General features: G+C 68.6%; 16 protein-coding genes. 2 read left to right on the forward strand and 14 right to left on the reverse strand.

Annotated elements, in window-relative coordinates:
- Positions 1–20: 20 nt before the first annotated feature.
- The 10 genes from mnhG to rpsF all read right to left on the reverse strand — a co-directional run bounded on the left by mnhG (position 21) and on the right by rpsF (position 8,430).
- Complete coding sequence (mnhG, locus tag Q4P07_RS03125; protein WP_303373436.1) at positions 21–368, reverse strand: monovalent cation/H(+) antiporter subunit G; 348 nt, start codon at positions 366–368, stop codon at positions 21–23.
- A complete protein-coding gene (locus tag Q4P07_RS03130; protein WP_303373437.1) occupies positions 365–703 on the reverse strand; it encodes a monovalent cation/H+ antiporter complex subunit F in 339 nt (112 codons plus the stop codon). The genes mnhG and Q4P07_RS03130 overlap by 4 nt, the downstream gene beginning before the upstream one ends.
- The gene (locus Q4P07_RS03135; protein WP_303373438.1) at positions 700–1,302 is read right to left on the reverse strand and encodes a Na+/H+ antiporter subunit E; all 603 of its coding nucleotides are present in this window, start codon (positions 1,300–1,302) and stop codon (positions 700–702) included. Before Q4P07_RS03135 ends, Q4P07_RS03130 begins: the two co-directional genes overlap by 4 nt.
- 59 nt (positions 1,303–1,361) lie before the next feature.
- Positions 1,362–2,915, reverse strand: coding sequence for a Na+/H+ antiporter subunit D (locus Q4P07_RS03140; RefSeq protein WP_303373439.1), 1,554 nt, complete (start codon positions 2,913–2,915; stop codon positions 1,362–1,364).
- Entirely contained in the window at positions 2,915–3,499 is a 585-nt protein-coding gene (locus Q4P07_RS03145) for an NADH-quinone oxidoreductase subunit K (protein ID WP_303373440.1), read from the reverse strand. Before Q4P07_RS03145 ends, Q4P07_RS03140 begins: the two co-directional genes overlap by 1 nt.
- Positions 3,496–6,399 carry a Na+/H+ antiporter subunit A gene (locus Q4P07_RS03150; RefSeq protein ID WP_303373441.1) on the reverse strand — a complete coding sequence of 968 codons (2,904 nt, stop codon included), beginning with the start codon at positions 6,397–6,399 and terminating at the stop codon, positions 3,496–3,498. The genes Q4P07_RS03145 and Q4P07_RS03150 overlap by 4 nt, the downstream gene beginning before the upstream one ends.
- Positions 6,400–6,604: 205 nt before the next feature.
- Positions 6,605–7,051, reverse strand: a complete 447-nt coding sequence (gene rplI / locus Q4P07_RS03155; protein ID WP_303373442.1) for a 50S ribosomal protein L9 — start codon at positions 7,049–7,051, stop codon at positions 6,605–6,607.
- 34 nt (positions 7,052–7,085) lie between these two features.
- Complete coding sequence (gene rpsR, locus Q4P07_RS03160) at positions 7,086–7,322, reverse strand: 30S ribosomal protein S18 (protein WP_303373443.1); 237 nt, start codon at positions 7,320–7,322, stop codon at positions 7,086–7,088.
- Positions 7,323–7,456: 134 nt separating this feature from the next.
- Positions 7,457–8,092, reverse strand: a complete 636-nt coding sequence (locus tag Q4P07_RS03165; RefSeq protein WP_303373444.1) for a single-stranded DNA-binding protein — start codon at positions 8,090–8,092, stop codon at positions 7,457–7,459.
- A gap of 50 nt (positions 8,093–8,142) precedes the next feature.
- Positions 8,143–8,430 carry a 30S ribosomal protein S6 gene (gene rpsF, locus Q4P07_RS03170; protein WP_303373445.1) on the reverse strand — a complete coding sequence of 96 codons (288 nt, stop codon included), beginning with the start codon at positions 8,428–8,430 and terminating at the stop codon, positions 8,143–8,145.
- Positions 8,431–8,704: 274 nt separating this feature from the next.
- Here rpsF and Q4P07_RS03175 point away from each other — a divergent pair, with 274 nt between their 5' ends.
- Entirely contained in the window at positions 8,705–9,871 is a 1,167-nt protein-coding gene (locus Q4P07_RS03175; protein WP_303373446.1) for a nucleotide sugar dehydrogenase, read from the forward strand.
- A 6-nt stretch (positions 9,872–9,877) separates the two neighbouring features.
- A complete protein-coding gene (locus Q4P07_RS03180; protein ID WP_303373447.1) occupies positions 9,878–12,136 on the forward strand; it encodes an acyltransferase family protein in 2,259 nt (752 codons plus the stop codon).
- An 88-nt stretch (positions 12,137–12,224) separates the two neighbouring features.
- Here the strand turns inward: Q4P07_RS03180 and Q4P07_RS03185 are convergent, their stop codons facing one another.
- The 4 genes from Q4P07_RS03185 to Q4P07_RS03200 all read right to left on the reverse strand — a co-directional run.
- Positions 12,225–12,440, reverse strand: coding sequence for a biotin/lipoyl-binding carrier protein (locus Q4P07_RS03185; protein WP_303373448.1), 216 nt, complete (start codon positions 12,438–12,440; stop codon positions 12,225–12,227).
- 50 nt (positions 12,441–12,490) lie between these two features.
- On the reverse strand, positions 12,491–13,618 hold the full coding sequence (locus Q4P07_RS03190) for a glycosyltransferase family 4 protein (protein ID WP_303373449.1): 1,128 nt from the start codon (positions 13,616–13,618) through the stop codon (positions 12,491–12,493).
- Positions 13,618–14,463, reverse strand: a complete 846-nt coding sequence (locus Q4P07_RS03195) for an ABC transporter ATP-binding protein (RefSeq protein ID WP_303373450.1) — start codon at positions 14,461–14,463, stop codon at positions 13,618–13,620. The genes Q4P07_RS03190 and Q4P07_RS03195 overlap by 1 nt, the downstream gene beginning before the upstream one ends.
- Positions 14,450–14,968 (reverse strand): ABC transporter permease (locus tag Q4P07_RS03200; protein ID WP_303373451.1); only part of this gene is annotated, 519 nt, incomplete at its 5' end. The genes Q4P07_RS03195 and Q4P07_RS03200, both read right to left, overlap by 14 nt.

A 14,968-nucleotide genomic window follows, 5' to 3' on the forward strand; every position in this document is an offset into this window, starting at 1 on the left:
TTTCCTCGCAGCTCGACGGGCTAGCGGCTGGGATTGGGTCGGGAGCGGGGGCCGACGTGGATGTCGGCGGGCGCGACCTGCCCGGTGCGCAGACCGGCGCGGCTGACCAAGTGGGCTCCGGCCGGGATGGTGAGCAGTTGGAAGACGACGACGAGCGCGAGCATCCCGATGTCCAGGCTGGAGCGTCCGCGCAGCCCGATGCCCAGGACCACGAGGAGCACACCGAGCACCTGCGGCTTGGTGGCGGCGTGCATGCGGGTCAGCAGGTCCGGGAAGCGCAGCAGGCCGAGCGCCGCAGCAAGGCACAGCAGGGCGCCGAGCAGGAGCGCGACCAGGCCAGCCACGTCGGCGATGTCCCTCCAGCTCATCGGTCCGACCTTCCCGGGAGGGGCTGCGGCGAAGCGGGTGCGTCCGTCCCGGGGGCCCGGTCACGGTCGCGGGAGACGAACCTGGCGACCGCGACCGAGCCGAGGAAGCCGACGAGCGAGAGAGAGACCAGCAGGGGAAGCGTCGTGGTGAGGCCGGTCAGGGCCGCGTGCGCCCCGAACGCGCACACCACGATCGAGACCAGCACGTCGGTGGCCACGACCCGGTCCAAGACGCTGGGGCCGATCGTGATGCGGATCAAGGTCAGCAGCGCGGCCAGGAAGAGCAGCCCACCTATCGTCAGGGTGAGCACGTGCTCCAGAGTGTTGATGCTCATGATGTCTCCTGTCCGGCCGGTCCCCTGCGCCGGCGGCGTGGGTCGAGGACCGAGTCGGGGTCGGGGTGGAAGGCCCGGACGACCCTCGCCTCCTGGCCGAGCACCCGGTGGCGGATCTCCTGCGCCTCCTTGGGGGTCCGGACCTCCAGAGCGTGCAAGGTGAGGAGGCGCTGCCGGGAGTCGAGGTCGATCACGACGGTCCCCGGGACGAGCGCGATCATCTCGGCCGTGATCGTCTGCAGGAGCTCGTCCTCGCAGGCGAGCACGAGGTCGAGGACGACGCCGCGGGTGACGGGACCAGGCCGCACCGTCAGCCAGGCCACCTGCGTCGAGGCGACCACGAGGTCGAAGAGGAAGCGCGTCGACAGCACCACCGTGGCGACCGGCCGCACGCGCATGGAGATCGGGACCCTGGGGAGGGGGAAGGCGACGAGCACGACCACCGAGACCAGCAGGCCGCCGATCAGGGTCAGGGGGTCCAAGGTGCCCCAAAGCAGGGCCCAGATGAAGGTCAGCCAGAGCACCGGCCCCAGTGAGATCCCGCGCCTGGCGGTCTCCGGCATGACCGGACCAGCGGCCACGTCTCGAGCTCTCGGCACGGCGCTGTCCTCTCTCGGTGGTGGGGGCGACGGAGTCGGTCGCTGGGCTGGCGTCGAGGTCACAGTCCCGCGCCGATCCCGAGCACGGCCTCGATGTAGATCTGTCGCGACAACAGGTCCACCGCCGCACGAGTAGCGATCGCATACAGGGGGCCGGCGACCACGGTAAGCAGGACCGTCGCGGCGACGATCGCGGTGGTCGGGACGACCACGCCCCAGCCGAGCGCCTCGTGATGGCCGCCACGCCACGGGCCGCTGCCGGTCATCCCGGCCGGGTTCTCCGACCAGAACGCGCGCCCCCACACCCGCACCACGGCATACAACGTCAGCAGGGAGGTCACCACCGCGCCGGCGACGACGATCCATGCCAGCGCGCTGTTGTCCTCCGCACCCGCCTGGATCAGGCCGACCTTGCCGAGGAAGCCGCTGAAGGGCGGGACGCCGGCCAGGTTCATGGCCGGCAGGAAGAAGAGCACCCCGACGACGGGTGAGACCCGCGCCAGGTCGCCGAGCTTGGAGACATCGCTGGATCCACCGACGCGTTCCACCAGGCCGGTGACCAGGAAGAGGGTGGTCTGGATCATGATGTGGTGGATGACGTAGAAGATCGCCGCCGCGAGTCCGCCGATGCTGCCCAGCGCGATCCCGAAGATCATGAAACCGACGTGGCTAACCAGCGTGAAGGACAGCATCCGCTTGATGTCGTCCTGCACGATCGCGCCCAGGATCCCGACCACCATCGTCAGCAGCGCCGCCCATAGCAGCAGGTCCTCAAACCGGTTGCCCGGGAAGAGGAGCGTCTGCGTGCGGATGATCGCATAGACACCCACCTTGGTCAGCAACCCGGCGAACACCGCGGTGACGGGCGCCGGGGCGGTTGGGTAGGAGTCCGGCAGCCATCCTGACATCGGGAAGATCGCGGCCTTGACCGCAAAGCCGATGAGGAGCAGCAGTTGCAGTTGCGTGGCTGTCGATCCCTCGATCTGCCCCAGCCGTTGGGCAAGCAGTGCGAGGTTGACGGTGCCGGCCGCGGCATACACCGTCCCGATCGCCGCCAGGAAGATCGCCGAGGACAGCAGGCTGACCAGCACATAGGTGGTGCCCGCCCGGACCCGCTCGGCGGTCCCGCCGAGGGTGAGCAGCACGAAGCTCGCCGCCAGCAGCATCTCGAAGCCGACATAGAGGTGGAAGAGGTCACCGGAGATGAAGGTCGTCGTCACCCCGGCGGCCAGCACCAGGATCGAGGGGTGGAAGACCGGGAGGGGCGAGTGCCCGTCGCTCTCGTCGTCAAAGCTGCTCGCGCCCTGCCCGATCGAGTAGCCGAGCACCGCCATCGTCACCGTCGTCGACACGATCACCATGAGCGCAGCGAGCCGGTCGACGACCAGCACCACGCCCTCCCACGGCAGCCATCCGCCGACCAGCATGACCTGCGGTCCGAGGGTGTCGGCCGCCCACAGCAGCACGCCGGCGGCGCCCAGCATGCCGGAGAGCACGCTCAGGCTGACGATGCGTTGGACCGCCGTGCGGCCTGCGGCCGCCAGGGTCAAGCCGGCGCCGATGAGCGGCAGCACCACGAGCAGCGGGACCAGGAAGGCGTAGCCGTCGGCCATCAGTCCTCCCTCTGCTCATCGGCGCGGGCCAGGTCCGGATCAGACAGGTCGTGCGCGTCCACTTCCAGCTGCTCGACAAGGTCGGGTATGTGGTGCTCGTCCGGCTCGACCCCGGAGCCGGTCAGGTCGCCGGTCGCCGTCGCCTCAAGCTCGTGGTGCCGGCTCTCCGGCTTCTCGGCATCGGCGGTGATCTGGTCGATGACCTCGCGGGCCGTCGGCTCGTCCAGCGCATCCGCCTCGGCGCGCGCGTGGATGCGGGCGGACTCGGTGTCGTCGCCGACGAGGTCGAAGCCGGCGTGCACGCTGCGGTGGGCCAGCGCAAGCACGAAGGCCGTCATGGCCAAGGTGATGACAATGGCGGTGAGCACCAGGGCCTGCGGCACCGGGTCGACCGTGTCGTCCCCGATCCCGACGATCGGCGGGTCTCCTGCCGGCCCGGACCCGATGATGAAGATCAGGTTGATGCCGTTGCCCATCAGCAGGAAGCCCATCAGCGCCCGAACCAGCGACCGGGACAACAGCAGGTAGGTGCCGGTGCCGATGAGAGTGCTGGCGACCAGCACGAGGGTCAGGTTGGGAGTCATCGGCGGGCCGCCTCTTCCCTGGCCAGCTCGGCCCGGATCTGCGAGTCGATGCCCGATCCGAGGCTGCGCAGGATGTCGAGCATCAGCCCGACGACGACCAGGTAGACGCCGATATCGAAGAGCAGCGAGGTGACCAGGTGCACGTCGCCGAGAAGGGGGACGTGCACCTCCACGGTCCAGCTGCGCAGCGCCGGCGACCCGAAGAACATCGGCAGCACCGCCGAGCCGCCCGCGATGAAGAGCCCGGTCCCCAGCAGCGCCGCGGGCATCACCGGCAGCGCCGCGCGCAGCTCTGCGCCGTAGCCGGCCAGATAGCGCAGGCAGAGCGCCAGGCCAGCGACGATGCCGGCCGCGAACCCACCTCCGGGAGCATTGTGACCGGCGAAGAGCAGATAGGCCGACCAGATCATCATGGTGTGGAAGACCAGGTGGGTGACGATCTCCAAGATCGTGGAGCGACGCTCCGGGTCGAGCAGGTCGGTGCTGTCGATCCAGTGCGTGTGAGCGCTCGCCGCGAGCACCCCCTCCGGACCACGACGCCGCACGCGCCGGGCACGGAAGCGCCGCAGCACCTTGGCCACGCGCTGCATCGCGTCATCCTGGATGAAGACCAAGCTGGCGACCCCGGTGGCGCAGGCCAGGACGACGGACAGCTCGCCCATCGTGTCCCACGCCCTGACGTCGACCAGAATGACGTTGACGATGTTGGTGCCGCCGCCATAGTCGACGGCGCGCTGGGCCAACCCGGCCCCGGCCGGCTCGTGGATCCGGGAGCCCGCCGCCAGGAGCGTCACCCCGCCGATGACGACGCCGACGCTGACGCCCAGGAGAGCGCGGACCCGCCGCGTCAGGATGCTCGGGTCGTCCGGGAAGCGCCCCGACAGGCGCCGCAGGACCAGCACCAGCACCACCAAGGTCACGGTCTCCACGAGCACCTGGGTGAGCGCGAGGTCGGGCGCACCGTGCAGCAGGTAGAGGAAGGCGGTGCCATAGCCGGTGACACTGACGAGGAAGACGGCGCGGAGCCGGCGACGAGCCTTGGTGGCCAGCCAGGCGGCGATCACGATGAGGACACCGGTCGCTAGCTGCGCGGCGGAGTCGGCGAGCCGCACCTGCGGCCACCTCGCCCCGTCGAGCAGCAGCCCGGCGACCGGCAGCACGACGACCACCATCAAGATGGTGCCCAGAAGCACCGGTAGCGACCCCCGCTGCATGAATCCGGTGGTCTCCAGGGCCACCCGGTCGACCCCGCGCATCACATGCTGATAGCCGCGACCGGCGTCGAAGGGGGAGATCGGGATCGGCACCTCGACCGGCCGCCGCGACTGCACCCACCACCACCAAGAGCCTGCGCACCAGATCGCCACGGAGACCAGCAGCGGAGCGCTGACACCGTGCCACAGGCCCAGGTGCACCGGCTGAGCATCCAGCACGTGGGTGACGGTCGAGGTATGCGGGGTGAGCAGCTTCTCCAGGGAGGTAGACGTCAGTCCCAGCACCACCCCACCCAGGGACAGGACCACCGGCACCCCGACCAGGATCCAGCTGGGACGGTGCCACGTCGGCGGCGCCGGCTTGCCGACGGGCGGTCGGGCCCCGTCGGTGAACGCACCCCACACGAAGCGGGCGGAGTAGGCGAAGGTGAGCACGGAGCCGAGCACGACGGCGACCGCCGCGGTTCCCTGCAGCGAGACCCAGCCCTGCTGCGGGTGGAGCAGAGCAGCCAGCCCGGCCTCCTTGCCGACGAAGCCGAGCAGGAGCGGCAGGCCCGCCATCGACATGGCGGCGAGCACGGCGGATGCCGCGAGGATCGGCATCTTCTCGCGGACTCCGGACAGCCTCCGGATGTCGCGGGTGCCGATGGCGTGGTCGATGGTGCCCACGGTGAGGAAGAGGCTGGACTTGAAGAGGGCGTGAGCGATCATCAAGGTGAGCCCGGCCAGCGTCGTACCCGGGCTGCCGTAGCCGATCAGCAGGGTGAGGAAGCCCAGTTGGCTGACCGTGCCATAGGCCAGCAGGAGCTTGAGGTCGGTCGCCCGGGTGGCGCGGAAAGCGCCGACCAGCATCGTCGAGCCGCCCAGGACCAGGACGGTGACCTGCCACGCCCGCAGGTCGGCATACCCGGGCGCGAAGCGGGCCACGAGGTAGACGCCGGCCTTGACCATGGCAGCCGCGTGCAGGTAGGCGCTGATCGGCGTGGGGGCGACCATCGCGCCAGGGAGCCAGAAGTGGAAGGGCACCAGCGCGGACTTGGTGATCGCGCCGACCAGAATGAGCACGATGGCCACCGTGATCGCAGTCCCCTCCCGCGGGTCCGCGATGAGCATGCTGATCCGGTAGGTCCCCACGTTTTCCGCGAGCAGCACCGAGCCGACCAGCATGGTCAGCCCGCCGGCCGTGGTGACGATGAGCGCCTGCTTAGCTGCCCGGGTGCTGGCCGCACTCGTGGAGAAGTAGCCGATCAGCAGGTAGGACAGGATCGTGGTGAGCTCCCAGAACACATACAGGACCAGGAGGTTGTCGGTGGTGACCAGGCCGAGCATCGACCCGGCGAAGCCGACGAGGTTGGCACCGAGTAGACCTAGGCTGCCCTCGTCGTCCTCGACGTAGTGGGCGCAGTAGAGCAGCACGAGCGCTCCGACGACCGAGACGATCAGGGTCATCACCCAGGCGAGGGTGTCCATCCGGAACGCCAGGTCCATCCCGAGGTCGGCGACCCAGTGGTAGGTCTCGGTATGTGGCGTCGCGGAACCTGCGGCACTAAGGCTGGTGGCTGCCGCGACCGCCGTCGTCGCAGGCGCGAGCGCGAGCACTGCGAAGCCTGCGTTGCCCAGGCGATCAATGATGATCGGCGCCAGGACGGCGACCCCCAGATGCAGCACGAGGAGGGCGAGGATCACGAAGCGCCCTCCAGAAGACGTGGGGTCAGGTCAGATCACAGATGTATGACGTGTCCCAATTCTACCGGACCTGGTCCCGCACCCTGCGCGCATGACGGCCACCGAACAGCCCGCTTCCGCGGCGCTGGAGGCCCTGCTCTGCTGACTGAGAAAAACCCGGCGGCCGTCCCAGGAGGACGGCCGCCGGGTCTTTCGTTGGTGCGGGTCAGCCGGCGACCACGTCGAGGGTGACCTCGGCGGAGATGCCCTCGTGCAGACGCACGTGGACACGGTGCTCGCCGACGGCGCGGATCGGGGTGGGGACCTCGATGCCTCGCTTGTCGACCTGCGGGCCGCCAGCGGCCACGATCGCCTCAGCGATCTCCTGCGGGGTAACGGCACCGAAGAGCCGTCCGGCCTGGCCGGCGCGGGCGGTCACGGTGACCGTCGTGCCCTCGAGGGCGGCCCGGGTCGCAGCAGCGTCCTCGGCGGACTGGGCGGCGCGCTTGACGCGGCCGGCCTGGATCGCCTCGACCTGCTTCTGGCCGCCCTTGGTCCATGCCGTCGCCACCTTGCGGGGCAGCAGGAAGTTGCGGCCATAGCCGTCCTTGACCTCGACGACGTCACCGGCCGAACCGAGGCCCGAGACGGGCTGAGTCAGAATGAGCTTCATATGAGCTTCTCCTTGTCCTTGTCTCTGGCCCGGCTCAGCGAGCAGAGCTGGAGTAGGGGAGCAGCGCCATCTCGCGCGCGTTCTTGACCGCGTTGGCGATGCGACGCTGCTCCTGCACGGTCACACCGGTGACGCGACGGGCACGGATCTTGCCGCGGTCGGAGATGAACTTGCGCAGCAGCGTGGTGTCCTTGTAGTCGATCGACTCGATCTTCGCGGACTTGAGCGGGTTTGCCTTCTTCTTGGGCTTACGCACAACAGGCTTGGCCATCGTGGTGCTCTCCTTTCAAAGAGCCCGAGCGTTGCTCGGGATGGTGTGGATCGTGAATGTTGCTGAGGGGTGAGCGATCGCCCTGGTCCAAGGGGGCTGGCCGGCGCCACTGGAGCACCGCCGCAGCCGGAGGATCAGAACGGAGGCTCGTCGTAGGACGGCGCGCCGCCCCAACCACCAGCACCCTGCTGGCCCCCGGCGCTTGCGCCACCGGTGGCCCACGGGTCGGAAGCGGGAGCACCCTGACCACCGGGCTGGGCAGCCGGTTGCTCGGCGCCCTTTCCGGCGGCCTGGCCGCCGCCCTGGTTGTTCCAGCCGCCACCGGAGTTGCCGCCACCGGAGCCGGCGTTGCCGCCACCAGAGGGCTGACCGCCCTGCCGGCTGTTCCAGTCGCCGCCGCCTTGGCGCTGCGCCTTGGTTACCTGTGCGGTGGCGTAGCGCAGCGACGGGCCGACCTCGTCGACCTGCATCTCCATCACGGTGCGGTTGTCACCTTCGGGCGTCTGCCAGGAACGGGACACGAGACGCCCGGTCACCACGACCCGGTCACCGCGGTGCAGTGACTCGGTCGCGTGCTCGGCGGCTTCGCGCCAGACGGAGCAACGCATAAACAGCGTCTCCGCATCCTTGAACTCGTTGGCTTGACGGTCGAAGGTGCGCGGGGTCGAGGCCACCGTGAAGTTGGCGACGGCCGCACCACTGGGGGTGAAGCGCAGCTCCGGGTCGGCCGTCAGGTTGCCGACAACGGTGATATTGGTCTCTCCGGCCATGTCAGGTCGTCCTTGATCCGTGGTCCGATAGGGGGCTGGTGTGCAACGCCTTAGGCGTCGCGGCGAAGCAACTTGGTCCGCAGCACGGTCTCATTCAGACCCAGCAGACGGTCCAGCTCCTGAGCGGTGGAGGGCTCGACGGTCAGCTGTGCGACCGCGTAGATCCCTTCCGCGTGCTTCTTGATCTCGTAGGCCAGGCGACGGCGGCCCATAATGTCGATCTCATCGACGGTGCCACCATCCTTCGGCACGACGGCGAGCATCTTCTCCAGCGTGGGCTGGAGGTTACGCTCGTCGGTCTCGGGGTCGAGAATGAGCATCAGTTCGTACTTGCGCATGCGTGAACCCACCTCCTTCGGTCTCGGCGGTCACGGTCTTTCCGTGACAGGAGGGCTACATACGTTGTTGCCTGTTCACCCGTCCAGCCTGCCAAAGTCGTGACGACGGTGCAGGCGTTGTCCACAGGCACACGGGTGCTGCGGCAGACAAGGAGAACTCCCTCACGATACCGACACCGGCTATCGCCCGCCTAATCCCCGGCAGCGCCGCGTCCGGCAGGGGTATCCCCGCCGCGTCCCTACACTTGTCCTTCCACCCACTACGAGGAGTCACATGAAGATCGCGATCGCCGGCACCGGTTATGTCGGCCTGTCCAACGCGGTGATCCTGGCCCAGCACCACGCCGTGGTCGCGCTGGACATCGACGCGGACAAGGTCGCCCTCATCAACGCCCGACGCAGCCCCATCGCCGACACCGAGCTGGAAGAGCACCTGGCTACCGCAGACCTGGACTTGGCGGCCACCACCGACCCGGCCACCGCCTACACCGACGCTGACGTCGTCGTGATCGCCACCCCCACCGACTACGACACCGACACCAACTTCTTCGACACCTCCACCGTCGAAGCCGTCCTGGCCGACGTCCTGACCTACGCCCCCCACGCCAGCATCGTCATCAAGTCCACCATCCCCGTCGGATACACCGCCCGCCTGCAAGAAGAACACCCCCACGCCACGATCATGTTCTCCCCCGAGTTCCTGCGCGAGGGCCGCGCACTCTACGACAACCTGCACCCCTCCCGCATCGTCGTCGGCGACACCGGACCCGCCGGCCAACAGTTTGCCAGCCTCCTCCTGCAAGGAGCCCAGGACAAAGATGTCCCCGTCCTGCTCACCGGCTCCACCGAAGCCGAAGCGATCAAACTGTTCGCCAACACCTACCTGGCCATGCGCGTGGCCTACTTCAACGAACTCGACACCTACGCCGCCACCCGCGGCCTGGACACCCGACAGATCATCGAAGGCGTCGGCCTGGACCCCCGCATCGGCTCCCACTACAACAACCCCTCCTTCGGCTACGGCGGCTACTGCCTGCCCAAGGACACCCGCCAACTGCTCGCCAACTACGGCGACGTCCCCCAGACCCTCATCACCGCCATCGTGGAAGCCAACACCACCCGCATGGACTTCATCGCCAACGACATCCTCACCCAACGCCCCACCACCGTCGGGATCTACCGACTCATCATGAAAACCGGCTCCGACAACTTCCGCGCGTCCTCCATACAAGGCGTCATGTCCCGCCTCCAGGCCCACGGCACCGAAATCATCATCCACGAACCCGCCCTGACCCAGCACACCTTCCAAGGCTGCCGCGTCATCGAAGACCTCCGCGACTTCACCACCGCGTCCGACATCATCATCGCCAACCGCCTCGACGACACCACCCGCACCTTCGCCGACAAGCTCTACACCCGCGACCTCTACGGCCGCGACTGACATCTGGTGACTGAACCAACCCGGACAGCACCACGCCGGGCCGGGCAACCCGGCGGGAGCCGCAGCCCGGGCCCTGCTGGCCGCAGCCATCCGGTGCTGCGTGGAGACATCGAGGGCCTGCGGGCGATCGCGGTCCTCATGGTGCTCCTCTACCACGTCCGGGTGCCAGGTTTCAGCGGCGGCTTTGCCGGGGTTGACGTCTTCTTCGTCATCTCCGGCTACCTGATCACCGGACAACTGGTCAAGGAAGCCCGCCGCGACGGCAGGATCCGTCTCCCCCGCTTCTACGCACGGCGGGCCCGCCGTCTCCTGCCCGCCGCCAGCCTGACCCTGCTGGCCACCACCGTGGCGGGCTGGTGGCTGCTGCCCCGCTCTGCGCACGCCGAGCTCGGCACCGACGTGCTCGGCGCCACGGGGTATGTCGTGAACTGGGTGCTGGCGGCCCGCGAGGTCGACTATCTCGCTGAGGACTCCATCCCCTCCCTCGTCCAGCACTACTGGTCACTGTCCGTGGAAGAGCAGTTCTACCTGGGGTGGCCGCTGCTGGTCATCCTCTCTCGCTGGGTCGTCCACCGCTACCGGCTCCGGCTCGTCCCTGTGCTGACAATCACGCTGACCCTGGTGATCGCCACCTCTTTGGCCTGGTCGATCTACTCCACCGCGACCTCGCCCGGCACCGCCTACTTCGCCACCACCACGCGAGTCTGGCAGCTCGGCGCGGGAGCCATCCTGGTCCTGGCCACCCCGGTCATTGCGCGGCTTCGCGCCCCGGCCGCGACCGGCCTGGCCTGGGCCGGACTGGTCCTCATCGCCGCCACCATCACCTCCATCACTACCGCCACGCCCTGGCCCGGGAGCGCCGCGCTGCTGCCGACAGTGGGCACGGCCGCCGTCATCGCCGTCGGCATCGCTCGACCCCAGAGCTCCCCAGCCATCTTGCTCGGGAAACCCCCCATGCGCTTCCTCGGTGCCATCTCCTACGGCCTCTACCTGTGGCACTGGCCGGCCCTTGGCCTGCTGGCCCAGACCCACCCCGACGCTGGGATCATCACCCGCCTCGGCATCGCTGCCGCCTCCATCCTCCTGGCCTGGGCCACCCTCCATCTCGTGGAGAACCCCTTGCGTTACCGCCCCGCGCTCGCCAACAGCACGGCCCGCAGTCTGACGTTCGCGCTGCTGACCATGGTGCTCACCGCCGGCGCCGCGCTCGCGCTGCACTCCTCTGCCCCTGTGCTGAGCACTCGTGCCCAGGATGACGTGCTCGACCTTGACGGGGGGCCGCTCGACCCCGGGCTGGCAACAGGTCCGGGCGAGGTGGTGCCGACGGGATCCGACGTGCTCATCGACGACGCCGGCGCCATCGGCCTGGTCGTCACCGCCAGCCGGACTTCGGACGAGCTGGAGATGATCCCTGACCCGCACCGGGTCTTCACCACCTCCGGCCCCATCTACCCCGATCCGGGGTCTGCCACTGCGGACATCCCCATGGCGGCCTACGACGAGGACTGCCAGGTGAAGAAGGAGTCGACCGCGCTGCTGGACGAGGGCGCCTGCTGGTTCGGCGACCCGGACGGTGAGAAGGTCGCGGCGCTGGTCGGCGACTCCAAGATGCTCCAGTGGTTGACCGCTCTCGACCCGATCGCGCGTGAGGAGGGCTGGCGGCTGAAGGTCTACACCAAGTCCGCATGCGGTTTGGCCAGCATCGAGATGTATCCGCAGTGCCACACCTACAACCGCGCGCTCTCGACCCGGCTGGCCGACGGGGAGCACACTCCGGACCTCATCTTCACTTCGATGGTCCGCAGCGGCGGGCAGGAGCTGGGCGCCTCAGTGGCTGCGCTCCTGCAGCCCGCTGCCGATGCTGGTGCCTCCGTGGTCGTGCTGGCCGACAACCCCTCACCTTCCGCCTCCGAGCTGGGCGGCCCCGCCTACCGGTGCGTGGAGAAGCATCCGAATGACTACCTCGCCTGCTCCTACGCCACCGGGGAGGGCTCAGGCACCCCGGCTCTCCGGGTGGCTGCATCACGGCTGGAGGCACCGCTGATCGACCTCAGAGGGTGGATCTGCCCCGCTGACGGGGCGGAGCCGGCCTGCCCGCCCGTCGTCGGCAAAGTGCTGGCCTTTCGGCAAGGCAGCCATCTCACGGCGACCTATGTCGCCTCCCTCACCCCGATCCTGCACCACGAGTTGGTGCGCGCAGGGGTGGCGACGACGGCCTACGAGCAGATTCCCTGGCGGATCCCCACGCCGGGGGACGAAGGCTGATCGCTAAGGCCTGTGAAGGCCGCAGCAATGCAAAGTCGTTAGCGGCGGTCGTAGGCAGAGCACGACTGAACCCGGACGACAGCTGCGCTCAGTCGATGACGATGACGACGTCGCCCTCCTGGACGACGTCCCCCGGCGCGACGAACACCGCGGTGACGGTCCCGGCCGCCTCGGTCAGCAACGGGATCTCCATCTTCATCGACTCGAGCAGGACGACTTCTTCGCCGGCCTCGACGCGCTGCCCCACGATGACGTGGACCGCCGCGATACTGCCGACGAGCTCAGAGGCGATCTGCTGTGTCATGACGCCCATCGTCTCACCAGCGCCGCCATGCCACCAAGGCGCCAAGGCACTCAGCGCGAGTCGGCTGCCGCCCTCAACGCACCCAGGAAGCCAGCGGACAACAGGCTCCAGTTGTGCTCCACCTCGACGAAGCTGTGGCCCTGGCGACCGATGCGGGCCGCCTGCTCCGGGTCGGCGTGCCAGGCCAGGAGCTGTGCGACCGTCTGGTCGGTGTCCAGGAAGGGGACGAGGACCCCTCCCCCGCTGGTGGTGACCAGCTCGGCCGCGACCGGGAGCGGCGTGCTGATCGCCGGCACCGCGTGCGCGAGATACTCGATGATCTTGGTCGGCATGCTCGGCCGGAAGTTGGCCTCGTCGTGCAGCAGGGACAGACCGGCCAAGGCACCGTCGAGACGCCGCAGGGCCAAGGTGTTGGGGACGAAACCGAACCAGTCCAGGTGCCCAGCCTGGTCGGCCGCCGCCAACAGCGCCTTGGCCCGGCCATGCGCCGGTCCCACGACCTCTAGGCGCACCTTGTCGCCCGTCTCCTCGTGCAGGCGTCTCCCCACCTCGACCAGTTGCCGAACTCCCCGCTCCATGGTCACGCTGCCCAGGTAGACGACCCGGTGCCGGCCGTGCTGATCCAGGACCCCGGCCGGGGCGGGGTGAGGCTCCACCACGGTGGCATTGGGCACGACCGCGTGCGCCCTGCGGAAACGAGTGGCGTAAGCGGCGTCGGCGAGCAGCAGCCGGTGGCGACCTTCGGCCCACCCTTCCGCGCGTCGGATGACGGCGGCAGCTGGCGAACGGAGCGGAGCGGGCACCCAGGGCCGGATCTGCATGGCTGCCGCGGTGTCCTCATGGACATCCCAGACGACGGGCGGCAGATCCCTGCCCACGCTGGTCAGGAGCAACTCCGGGTCGTGGATCAGGACTACATCATGATTCGGCCCGACGCTCCGGAGCAGTCGCGAGAAGGCGCGCTGGGCACCGAGTCGGCGCCACCCGGAGGCGCGGGGGAGGTCGATCGCGGTCAGGCCCTGGGTGTCCGTTGGCTGCTCGACGCCATAGGCGGTCCAGGGCGCGGCATAGGTGACCTGCCAGCCGTCCTGCAGGAGCGCCTCGATCTGCCGGTGCCTCACGCGCGCGTCCAGGGGGTGGTGCACCACGGTGGCGACGAGCACCCGACGGCCGGACATCAGGACTGCTGGGGGTCGTTGGTGGCGGCCGGCTTCTTGGCCGCAGCCGTCGGGGGGGTCTTTTTCCGACCGTACTTGGCGGTGTAGGCCTTCACGACCTCTCCGGCCGGGCCATCCATGACCAACTCACCGCGGTCTAGCCACAGGGCGCGATCGCAGGTGCTCTTGATGGTGCCCGCATTGTGACTGACCATAAAGACGGTGCCAGCCTGCTCACGGATCTCGGCGATCCGGCCCTGTGCTCGGTTCTTGAAGGTGGCATCGCCAGTGGCCAACGCCTCGTCCACGACGAGGATGTCTGGGATCACGGCGGTCGAGATCGCGAACCGCAGCCGGGCCCCCATACCCGAGGAGTAGGAGCGCATCGGCAGGTCGATGAACTCCCCCAGGTCGGCGAACTCGATGATGTCCTCGAAGCGTTCCCGCACCTCGTGCGGTGTCAGCCCCAGCGCCTGGGCACCGATCCAGATGTTCTGCCGACCGCTGAGTTTGGGCATGAGGGCCGCGTTGACCCCCAGCAGCGAGGCCCGACCGCCGAGCCACATCTTGCCCTCGGTCGGGGGGACCAGGCCGGCCACACTGCGCAGCAAGGTCGACTTCCCCGAGCCGTTGCGCCCGATGATCCCGATCGACTGGCCACGATAAGCGACGAAGGAGACGTTTTTGACGGCGTGGACCTCACGCACCCCCAGGCTCTTGGTGCCTCGCTGGAACAAGCGTGACAACGCGTTATTCTCGTCGTTCTCCGCGCTCCGGCCGGTGCCGTAGACGCGATACGTGATGCTCACCCCGGAGGCGATCACCGACGGCGACCCGTCGGCGCGCGTGGCGTCAGCCCCGGCCATATGTGCCCTCCCCCCGCCAGAAGACCACGAAGCCGGACACCAGGAAGAAGACCGCCCAACCCACGGCCACCAGCCACGTCGTCTGGTCCAGGGGAGACTCCTGACGGATCGTCTCGCGGACCAGTTCGAGCAGGACGGCGACCGGCTGGTACTCCAGAGAGACGCTGAGCCACACCGGCACATTGTCATGGGCGCCCAGCTTGTCCTGGATGCTGAAGAAGACGCCGGAGATATAGCGCAACAACCGGACCACAAGGGGGATCAAGTTGTTGGCGTCCCGGGCGACATGCACCAACCGGGCACAGAGCATGGCGATGCCCATCCCGGTGACGAGCACGATGAACAGCGCCACCGGAAAAAGCAGCCACTTGGCCGACGGCGTCTCCTTGCTGACCAGCGCAATGAGCAGCAGGATGATGAAGGCTGGCAGGGCCGCCAAAAACTCCGAGAGCATCACCGTGATCGGCAGCAGCACCCGGGGAAACTTCAGCGACCGGATCATCCC

It is taken from the genome of Ornithinimicrobium sp. (assembly GCF_030537745.1).
GTDB lineage: Bacteria > Actinomycetota > Actinomycetes > Actinomycetales > Dermatophilaceae > Ornithinicoccus.

Bases quoted from the DNA above. Each gene is read 5' to 3' on its own strand.
- rplI (WP_303373442.1), bottom strand. From the start codon at position 7,051: ATGAAGCTCATTCTGACTCAGCCCGTCTCGGGCCTCGGTTCGGCCGGT.
- Q4P07_RS03185 (WP_303373448.1), bottom strand. From the start codon at position 12,440: ATGACACAGCAGATCGCCTCTGAGCTCGTCGGCAGTATCGCGGCGGTC.
- Q4P07_RS03190 (WP_303373449.1), bottom strand. From the start codon at position 13,618: ATGTCCGGCCGTCGGGTGCTCGTCGCCACCGTGGTGCACCACCCCCTG.
- Q4P07_RS03140 (WP_303373439.1), bottom strand. From the start codon at position 2,915: ATGGCCGACGGCTACGCCTTCCTGGTCCCGCTGCTCGTGGTGCTGCCG.
- Q4P07_RS03195 (WP_303373450.1), bottom strand. From the start codon at position 14,463: ATGGCCGGGGCTGACGCCACGCGCGCCGACGGGTCGCCGTCGGTGATC.
- Q4P07_RS03145 (WP_303373440.1), bottom strand. From the start codon at position 3,499: ATGACTCCCAACCTGACCCTCGTGCTGGTCGCCAGCACTCTCATCGGC.
- rpsF (WP_303373445.1), bottom strand. From the start codon at position 8,430: ATGCGCAAGTACGAACTGATGCTCATTCTCGACCCCGAGACCGACGAG.
- Q4P07_RS03130 (WP_303373437.1), bottom strand. From the start codon at position 703: ATGAGCATCAACACTCTGGAGCACGTGCTCACCCTGACGATAGGTGGG.
- rpsR (WP_303373443.1), bottom strand. From the start codon at position 7,322: ATGGCCAAGCCTGTTGTGCGTAAGCCCAAGAAGAAGGCAAACCCGCTC.
- mnhG (WP_303373436.1), bottom strand. From the start codon at position 368: ATGAGCTGGAGGGACATCGCCGACGTGGCTGGCCTGGTCGCGCTCCTG.
- Q4P07_RS03175 (WP_303373446.1), top strand. From the start codon at position 8,705: ATGAAGATCGCGATCGCCGGCACCGGTTATGTCGGCCTGTCCAACGCG.
- Q4P07_RS03165 (WP_303373444.1), bottom strand. From the start codon at position 8,092: ATGGCCGGAGAGACCAATATCACCGTTGTCGGCAACCTGACGGCCGAC.